This window comes from Streptococcus sp. 1171_SSPC (assembly GCF_001069335.1).
GTDB classification, from domain to species: domain Bacteria; phylum Bacillota; class Bacilli; order Lactobacillales; family Streptococcaceae; genus Streptococcus; species Streptococcus xiaochunlingii.
The window spans coordinates 1-9,020 of sequence record NZ_JWAK01000034.1; the positions used below are offsets into that span (position 1 = coordinate 1).

Here is a 9,020-nt window from a genome sequence, read left to right on the forward strand (position 1 = left end):
GCTTTCAATTTGTCAAATTTTGCTTTGACATTTGCCTTGAATTCTTCAAGTTTATCCTTGCGTTCGGCTTTACGTTCAGCCTTCATTTGTGCACGTGCCTGGTTGTAGAGGTCTTCTTGGACTTGCAGAGCTGCTTCGATTTCGGCTACGACGGTTGCTACATCCCAACGCATGATTTGGGTGTCGTACTTGGTGAAGTAAGCATCGATGACTGCTTCGTTGTCTTCTTGCACCAAGGCAACAACGGCTGTTTCACCGTTAGTCAATTTCTGAGAAACAACGTCAATCAGGCCAGTTTCTGCCGTATCAATGCCATCACCAGCAGCCAAACCATAGAGGCTACCCATACCATAACCAAACAAGACGCCGATAGGACCACCCAAAAGCCCGATAACTGCACCGAGCAAGCCACCTTCTAGGGTTGCATCCGTCGTTGAATCTTCAAAGTCATAGCGTTCTTTTTCAACGATGTGACCGTTTTCATTTTTGACCAAGGCGATTTGAGCAACCTTGGTCGTCTGAGTTTGGCGGAAAGCCTTCAAATCCGCAAAGGACTGATAAGCTTCGCTTTCAGTGTTAAAGATTGAAACTACTAGGTTTTCCATAGTTAGTACCTCTTTTCTAAATATATACGTTCATTATAATACAGTTTCAATCACTTTTCAATCATTTTAGTGCGACATTTTAATTGATATGTCGCGTTTATCAGCGTCAAAGAACAGTTTCAGGCAGCGGTATATCTTTGCCATATCCCAGCCCAGACACTCTGGCGACTCTGAGTGATTATCAAGAAAGGCGTCCAGCAACATCTTAAAGCCTCCCGTGCAAAAAGTAAATAAATAGTGTTTTTCCTGTATGCCTGTCACACGGCTAAAAGACCGCTTGACCAAATCTTCCAGAAAATTATAGCAGATATTATGTACCAGCTCTGTGTAGCGAGTCTGATGAGCGTGCCGAATCACATCGACACTTTTATAGAATCTGCCAACTGTTTCCTTATGGTCGAATCCTTGAAAGAAGTCGCTTTATTCGTCGGTCAAGACAATTAATTTGGCTGGTGCAACTGATTCGCCAAGCTATGAACAAGCAATTATTACCTTTTGAAAGCAAAAATGGCAATTATGAAGGTGAAGCTACTCAGGTCTTAGTTCTTCTATCCAATTACTATGCAGACAAAAAACTATTTGATGAAAATACAGATGAATATGGAAATATCTTGATTTTAAAGGATTCATCCATCATTTCTAAATTATCGGCTATCCCAGATTTATTAAAAAGGGGATCTAGTAGGTAACAATAATATCGAATATATCAAAGTACGCAATATTAGGATTTCTTCAGAGGTTGAGTTAGAGTCAGATGTTGATGGGGATAAGTCGGATAATCTGCCAATAGATATAAAAATACTAGAAAACAGGCTTGAAAAAGGCTCGTAAAGCTAGCCAGTTCTCTAAACGTTAATTCGTTGCTGGACAGCAGAATACAAACGAAAACACTTTGCATCTTGCAAGGTGTTTTTTTCTATGAGAACTGGCGGTGCGCAATTAGGATAGCTCTAGCGACTTTAGTCGCATAGAGATATGCTATGCACAGTTGCCTCAAGAAAACAATGCTTCTTGGTCCACCCTGTTAGACAAGCTTCAAAACCAAGGAATCCAACAGATTTCTCTTGTAGTTACAGATGGCTTTAAGGGGCTTGAGCAGATTATCAGTCAGGCTCACCCATTAGCTAAACAACAATGTTGCTTAATTCATATTAGTCGAAATCTAGCTAGTAAAGTGAAACGAGCAGATAGAGCGGTTATTCTGGGGCAATTTATAATGATTTATCGTGCTGAAAATTTAGAAATGGCAGGACAAGCTTTAGAGGACTTTCTCGCCGAATGGAAACCAAAGTATAGGAAAGTCATGGAAAGTCTGGAGAAGACGGATAATCTTTTAACTTTTTATCAGTTTCCCTACCAGATTTGGCACAGCATGTATTCGACAAACCTCATTGAGTCTCTTAACAAAGAAATCAAACATCAAACGAAAAAGAAGGTTCTTTTTCCTAATGAGGAGGCTCTGGAACGTTACTTAGTTACGTTGTTTGAAGATTATAATTTCAAGCAAAGTCAACGAATCCATAAAGGGTTTGGTCAATGTTCTGATACACTTGAAAGCTTATTTAATTAACACTCCGTAACTCTACTTAAGTGTTTACACATAATTATTGACAGTATCAAAAAATAAAGTATATTGTTTTCATCATAATATAATTAAATATCAGTATAGAGAATTTTATCTATATATCAGATATCAGCAATTGCTTTTGCTGTCATTTTTCGCTACAATAGTTACAAGGAGGAAATAAACATGTTAAAAGAAGTATTAAACGTCGTAAAAGTTGCGAAAAAATCATCTCTCTTCTTAGGAGGGGTAGCATTTGGGACGCTTGGCTTGAAAGTCTTAGCAAGTAAAGAAGCTAAGAAAGGCTATTCTAAGGCCTTGGCTAAAGCTTACAAATTGAAAGATGGACTGGATGCATCTGTTTCTGTTGTAAAACAACACGGTGATGATGTTTTACAAGACGCTAAATATTTATACGAACAGGAAAAGAAAGAAGAACAATTAGATAGCCTGACAGGTGAATAATATGTCTTTTAAAGTGCTACACAGAGGATATCAACATATCCGATTATCGTCCTCGTTTTCACTGACCTTGGATATTCAAGATTATCTTCGTTCCTTGGCTAAAGATGAAAAAGGGATCGACTCTATTCAGTTTTATATGGATCAGCAGCACTTTACTCTACGTATGAAAGAAGGCTTCTCTGTATTAGAAAATGCAGAGGCCTTTTTAAAAAAAATTGACAAGGGGAAAGTTTCGGACTTGATGACTCTTCCCATTCGTAGAGAAGAGAGTGCTTATTCAATTGTATCGGGTGCAGCGATTAAGCGTTTGCTGTTTCGAAGTTTTGTACCCTACCCTATTCGTTATATTTGGACTTGTTATCAGGCTTTGGGTTATGTCAAAGAAGCCTATCAAACTTTAGCGCGCAAGGAACTAACCATGGAGGTCTTGGACTGTTCGGCCATTTTGTTGTCCTTGTTTATGAACCAATCCAAGACAGCTAGCAACATCATGTTTATGCTTGATTTGGGTAATCATCTGGATCAGTGGTCTTTAAAAAAAACAGCAACAGATTTGGAACAAAGCCTTCTTGCTAAAGAAAGTGATGTTTTCTTAGTGCGGGGAGACATGGTCATCAGCATCAAGAGTTCTGATGTTCAAGTAGGTGATGTATTAGTTGTCTCCCAAGGTAATGAAATCTTGTTTGACGGCCAAGTGGTTTCAGGATTAGGCATGGTCAATGAGAGTTCCTTGACTGGAGAGAGCTTCCCTGTTGAAAAGAAAGAGGGAGATTCTGTATGTGCGAATACTGTTTTGGAAACAGGAGAGTTAAGAATTCGTGTGACTGATAATCAGATAAACAGTCGTATTTTGCAACTCATCAATCTGATGAAAAAATCTGAAGAGAGTAAGAAGACAAAACAACGTCATTTTATTAGGATGGCAGACAAGGTTGTAAAATATAACTTCTTAGGTGCTGGTTTGACTTATCTGTTAACAGGTTCGTTTTCAAAAGCCATTTCCTTTTTATTGGTGGATTTTTCATGTGCTCTAAAAATATCCACACCTGTAGCCTACCTTACGGCCATAAAGGAAGGTCTAAATCGAGAAATGGTTATTAAAGATGGTGATGTATTAGAAAAATATCTGGAAGTGGATACTTTCTTGTTTGATAAAACGGGTACCATCACGACGAGTTATCCTTTGGTTGAAAAGGTTCTTCCTTTCGGAGATTATACTGAGAAAGATATTTTAAGAATAAGTGCATGTTTGGAGGAACATATCTATCATCCTATTGCCAATGCAATTGTTAAACAAGCTGAAATTGAAGGCATTGAACACGAAGAAATGCATGGCAAGCTTCAGTATGTTGCAAGCAAAGGGATTAAATCGCAAATTGATGGTCAATCGGTTGTCATTGGAAATTATGTACTAATGCAAGACGAACAGGTAAGAATTAGTTCTGAGCAGCTGGCCTTGATTGAGCAATATAAGACTCATTACAATTTATTGTTTTTGGCTTATAAGAAAGAATTAATTGGGATGTTTTGTATCCACACTCCCTTGAGAAGCGAGGCGAAAGTTGCATTGAAAAAGCTAAAGCGCCAAGGGAAAAAACTGATTCTGGCAACTGGTGATACGTTGGCTAGAACAGAAGAGTTGGTTAAAGATCTGCCATTTGACAACGTTTATACTGATTTAAAACCAGATGGTAAGTTTCAGTTGGTTCAGGAATTACAGAAAGCTGGCCGAACTATTTTGATGGTTGGAGACGGGTTAAACGACTCTGCTGCCTTGACGCTTGCAGATATTGGGGTTGTGATGAATGAAAGTGCTGATATTTCTAAGCAGATGAGTGATATTTTATTATTAGATAATCGTTTAGATTTCTTCGAGGAATTGAATTCTTTATCTGAATCGTTGCAGAAATTAATTCAAAGAAATATTCAAGAAACAGTTGTAATAAATGGAAGTTTAATTGGATTTGGGTTGTTAAATTGGTTAAGCCCATCTAATCTTTCGATATTGCACAATCTGACTACTTTAAGAATCGTCCTTCGTAGTCTTTCTATTAAAAGTAGGTAAGAGACCGAGAAGCTGAGGTTATAAAAACTAAAAGGAGTTGTCTCATTTGAGAATAACGGTTCTTTGTCAACTGTAGTGGGTTGGTGGAAAATTATACCCTGGAGAGGACCAAATTGGTTCTCTCCTTTTAAATATTGAAAAAACCATTGGCAGTGGACATACTTTAAGACTATATATTTCTGAAACTAGTTTCACAATACAAATATTGACATGCAATTATTAATTGGTGGATTTTAAGTTGACATCTACAAAGGTTAATGTTAGAATACATTCAAAAATATATTTGAATGAGGTGTTTTATGATTCAAAATATTGTTACTTCAATAATCCTGTATTCTGGGACAGCCGTAGACTTACTTATTATCCTAATGTTATTTTTTGCCAAAAGAAAAAGCAGAAAGGACATCATTAACATCTATTTAGGACAATTTCTAGGCTCTGTTAGTCTAATATTCCTAAGTTTGCTTTTTGCATTTGTCTTAAATTATATTCCTAGTAAAGAGATTTTAGGTTTACTCGGTTTGATTCCAATTTTCCTAGGCCTCAAAGTTTTGCTTTTAGGAGATTCTGATGGAGAAGCTATTGCAAAAGATGGTTTGCGAAAAGACAATAAAAACCTGATTTTTCTAGTCGCTATGATTACTTTTGCAAGTTGTGGCGCTGACAATATTGGTGTCTTTGTCCCATATTTTACCACCTTAAATTTAGCGAATTTGATAGTGACTTTACTTACTTTTCTAGTCATGATTTATCTCTTGGTTTTTTCTGCCCAAAAATTAGCACAAGTCCCTTCTGTTGGAGAAACTTTGGAAAAATATAGCAGATGGTTTATTGCCGTTGTCTATTTAGGATTGGGGATGTATATCCTGATTGAAAACAACAGCTTTGACATGCTATGGGCTGTGTTAGGCTAGGAGAAAAAATTATGAAAAAAGATAGTATCTGTCAAGTGGATGTTATAAATCAACAAAATGTTACAACCGCAACGAACTACCTTGAAAAGGAAAAAGTCCAAAAATCACTTCGCATTTTATCAAAATTTACCGATAATAAACAGATAAATATCATCTTTTATCTCCTTGCCGTCGAAGAACTCTGTGTCTGCGATATAGCCTGTTTATTAAATCTCAGTATGGCATCTGCCTCCCACCATCTTCGTAAACTAGCCAATCAAAACATCTTGGACACTAGAAGAGAGGGGAAAATTATATATTATTTTATAAAAGATGAGGAAATCAGAGATTTTTTTAATCAACTAGGATAACAACTATTTTTACTACTTTTCCATGATTATAGGGAGATTATATATGAAATTTTTTGATGAAAATTACTCACAAGAAATACCTACTCGTATTAAATGTTTAAGAAAAAAGTATAATTTAAAGCAAAGCGACCTAGGTAATGCAGGTCAAGTTAGGCAAATTGAAAAGGGAGAAATTTGAAAGAATTTGTATCTTTTATTTTTTGTTTCATTTATGCCCTATGCTACTGGAATAGTTAGTAGTCATTTCATGAATCATACGGCACAGCTCTTTTATGGACTGATCGTTATTGTTTCAACGGTAGCAAACTGGTTTTTACATAAAGTAATTGATAAACCCAATATAGATCAGAAAGAATTACTTGAAGCTACCGCACAATATAGGAAGTTATTGATACCTGACCTAATAATTAAAGGAGTGGGATTGATTCTATCTTTAATTGTCTATCCTCCGATTATGATGTATAGTGTTTTAATTGCGGCATTTTACATCATAACTTTAAAAACACTATCTGAAAAAAGAGTGAATAACTAAAAAACGGTGACCAAAGTTAGGTGTATTATTTTAATGCTTAGAGACCTAAACTATTCCCCTATTTTAAAAATATTGATTCAGATTTTATGAAATTAAAAAGTAGATATTGTTCAGAAAATCCTTGATATTACGCTGTTTTTAGTCCAACTGAAATCCATACTTTCCAAACCAGGCTTGAAAAAAGCTCGTAAAGCATCACAATTTAGTAAACGTTAAAACTTATTTAAACTTATTGAAAGCATTTCGTATCAAAAATACGGGATGCTTTTTCTGTTCACCCCAAATTTTTGTAACTAGGTGATACTTGAAATTAATACAAATTTGGTTGTTTTTGATAAATCTAAGCAACACTACATGATGAAGTGAAAGGGGATGAATCTTTGATAGTATTCACTTATTGTGAAATATGATATATTTATTAATTAGATGGATGAATACTTCTAGAGTTAAATATAGTATAATAGGGACATACTTTTTGGTTTATTTTTGTTTGTAGTCGGATTATGAAAGAATATCCAATATTATGCGATAAGATAGAATGTTACAAAAAAGAAAGGGGATGCAATCCGATGAAGAAAGACAGATTAATTGTATTGACAGATGCTGTTCTAGCAATTATTATGACCATCTTGGTTTTAGAGTTAGAAAAACCAACAACACCAAGTCTTGAAGCTTTTTGGGATTTACGGCAAAATTTCTTTGCTTGTTTTCTTTCCTTTTTCTGGTTGGGATCGTTATGGATGGCACTAAACACATTATGGGAAAAGGTTGAGAAAATTTCCTCAGAAATTATTTGGTGGAATTTGTTTCTACTCTTGGAGCGGCAGGAGTTCTCTTTGGAGAATTTCATGCCATCCAAGATACCAGTCTGAATGATGTGGTGGACCGGATCTATATAAATGTCAAGGATTTACCGTTTCAGTCCTTGGGAGCTTTAGCTAATATCCTGTCTGATATTAAGAAGGGACTGATTCAAGACAGTCATATCTGGTCTTTCTTCCAGTCATTTTTCAAACAATATCAGTTGATAATCAGCTTAAATCAGATCTATCAGTTTGTCTATCTTTCTCTGATGGAGATCATGTCCTATCTTCACTTTGATTATTGGAAAAAAACGGCTCGGTCAGGAGCTAGTATGAATAAGGAGAACAAATGAAACGTTTAAAAATGTTATGGCATATTATGCAGGTTACGGGTTTTACTCGGTTTGCTCTGAGTTTTGTGACCTTTGTTTTTGGGTCAGGAGGCGTGCTTTTCCTAGTTGAACCTGCTATCACAAATTACGGAGACGGTCTTTGGTATGCTTTTGTGACTTCGACGACTGTCGGCTACGGGGATCTCCTAGCTGTGACCTTGATTGGAAGGATTACCAGTGTCTTCTTGACGATTTATGGGCTCATATTTTTTGGCTGTTTATCAGCTGTTATTTTTAATTATTATACCAATTTAAATAAGGAAAGAGGAGAGGACAAATGACTGCCAATTATTCAACACGGGAATACCGTGAGAAATTATACGATGACCTTCATGTTCGATTGAGAGATACAGCGATTTTGATGTGTGCAATTTTTATTGCCTCTATCGGACTAAATATGAATTCAACAGCTGTCATTATAGGAGCCATGTTGATTTCACCTCTCATGACACCGATTGTTGGACTGGGATTCGGTTTAGCTATTTTTGATACGCGTTTAATCAAGCAATCTCTAGAGGTTTTATTGACTCAAGTGTTGGTCAGTTTGCTTGTCTCGACTCTGTATTTCTGGATTTCTCCCTTGTCTTATGCAAGTAGCGAGTTGATTGCACGAACCTCTCCAACCATTTGGGATGTCCTCATTGCTATTGCTGGTGGGATTGCTGGTGTGATCGGTTCAAGGAAAAAAGAAGCAAACAATATCGTGCCAGGAGTAGCCATTGCTACAGCTCTGATGCCGCCTATCTGTACTGCTGGCTATGGTTTAGCTAATGGGAATGTACGATTTTTATTGGGGGCTCTCTATCTTTTCTTGATCAACTGTGTCTTTATCATGCTAGCCAACATTGTTGGAACAAGAATTTTGATGAGAAAATCTCCTTTAACTTCATTTAAAGAGCTGAGCATTAAAATGAGAATTGGCTTGATATCTTTGATTGTATTGTTGATTCTTCCAGCTAGCTATTCGGCAGTTACTCTGACAATAGAACAAGCGCGCAAAGAAGGGATCAAACAGTTTGTAGGAAAAGAGTTCGCCAATTATACGGTTATTAATCAAGTCTACAAGTCAAGTAACAATGAATTGGTCTTGACGGTTGTTGGAGATCCGATTTCAGAAGAAGAATTAGAAACACTCCACCAAAAACAAGCCTCTTACGGTATTCAATCTGTTCAATTGAAAGTGAATCAAGTTCAGAACTCGCCAACATTAGATAGTGAAGCGACCAAGGAATTTTATGAAAACATTGACAAGTATATTGATCAAAAACTCTCTGAAAAAGATTCACAAAACGATCTCGTAAAAGAAAATGAAGCAGACAAGGATTGAGGA

The 9,020-nt window shown here is 36.4% G+C and carries 11 protein-coding genes and 3 pseudogenes; 13 read left to right on the forward strand and 1 reads right to left on the reverse strand.

The features are described 5' to 3' along the window. On the reverse strand, positions 1-605 hold a 605-nt coding region (locus ADF75_RS06915), incomplete at its 3' end, for a DUF1269 domain-containing protein (RefSeq protein ID WP_048789611.1). A 350-nt stretch (positions 606-955) separates the two neighbouring features. Here ADF75_RS06915 and ADF75_RS10680 point away from each other — a divergent pair. From ADF75_RS10680 to ADF75_RS06970, 13 genes and pseudogenes are all read left to right on the forward strand, one after another. Further along, positions 956-1,099, forward strand: a pseudogene (locus ADF75_RS10680) (IS982 family transposase); the annotation flags it as partial. A gap of 3 nt (positions 1,100-1,102) precedes the next feature. Then, positions 1,103-1,436, forward strand: a pseudogene (locus ADF75_RS10845) (diacylglycerol kinase family lipid kinase); the annotation flags it as partial. 148 nt (positions 1,437-1,584) lie between these two features. Continuing rightward, a pseudogene (locus ADF75_RS06930) lies at positions 1,585-2,175 on the forward strand (IS256 family transposase); the annotation flags it as partial. 180 nt (positions 2,176-2,355) lie between these two features. Then, positions 2,356-2,634, forward strand: a complete 279-nt coding sequence (locus ADF75_RS06935) for a DUF6110 family protein (RefSeq protein WP_002902306.1) — start codon at positions 2,356-2,358, stop codon at positions 2,632-2,634. A 1-nt stretch (position 2,635) separates the two neighbouring features. Next, entirely contained in the window at positions 2,636-4,699 is a 2,064-nt protein-coding gene (locus ADF75_RS06940; RefSeq protein ID WP_002893754.1) for a heavy metal translocating P-type ATPase, read from the forward strand. A gap of 299 nt (positions 4,700-4,998) precedes the next feature. Continuing rightward, complete coding sequence (locus ADF75_RS06945) at positions 4,999-5,613, forward strand: CadD family cadmium resistance transporter (protein WP_002911684.1); 615 nt, start codon at positions 4,999-5,001, stop codon at positions 5,611-5,613. 11 nt (positions 5,614-5,624) lie between these two features. After that, entirely contained in the window at positions 5,625-5,963 is a 339-nt protein-coding gene (gene cadX, locus ADF75_RS06950; protein WP_000711078.1) for a Cd(II)/Zn(II)-sensing metalloregulatory transcriptional regulator CadX, read from the forward strand. Positions 5,964-6,006: 43 nt separating this feature from the next. Continuing rightward, positions 6,007-6,141 carry a hypothetical protein gene (locus tag ADF75_RS10880; RefSeq protein WP_023024363.1) on the forward strand — a complete coding sequence of 45 codons (135 nt, stop codon included), beginning with the start codon at positions 6,007-6,009 and terminating at the stop codon, positions 6,139-6,141. 69 nt (positions 6,142-6,210) lie between these two features. Next, positions 6,211-6,495, forward strand: coding sequence for a hypothetical protein (locus tag ADF75_RS06955; RefSeq protein WP_225915803.1), 285 nt, complete (start codon positions 6,211-6,213; stop codon positions 6,493-6,495). 569 nt (positions 6,496-7,064) lie between these two features. Beyond that, positions 7,065-7,367: a TMEM175 family protein gene (locus tag ADF75_RS10310; RefSeq protein WP_006151097.1), complete on the forward strand. Its 303-nt coding sequence runs from the start codon at positions 7,065-7,067 to the stop codon at positions 7,365-7,367. Continuing rightward, positions 7,292-7,651 (forward strand): hypothetical protein, encoded by a 360-nt coding sequence (locus ADF75_RS06960; protein ID WP_000397555.1) that lies wholly within the window; start codon positions 7,292-7,294, stop codon positions 7,649-7,651. The genes ADF75_RS10310 and ADF75_RS06960 overlap by 76 nt, the downstream gene beginning before the upstream one ends. Next, positions 7,648-7,971 carry a potassium channel family protein gene (locus tag ADF75_RS06965; RefSeq protein ID WP_000825751.1) on the forward strand — a complete coding sequence of 108 codons (324 nt, stop codon included), beginning with the start codon at positions 7,648-7,650 and terminating at the stop codon, positions 7,969-7,971. Before ADF75_RS06960 ends, ADF75_RS06965 begins: the two co-directional genes overlap by 4 nt. Continuing rightward, entirely contained in the window at positions 7,968-9,017 is a 1,050-nt protein-coding gene (locus tag ADF75_RS06970; protein WP_000126416.1) for a DUF389 domain-containing protein, read from the forward strand. The genes ADF75_RS06965 and ADF75_RS06970 overlap by 4 nt, the downstream gene beginning before the upstream one ends. The last annotated feature ends 3 nt before the right edge of the window (positions 9,018-9,020 follow it).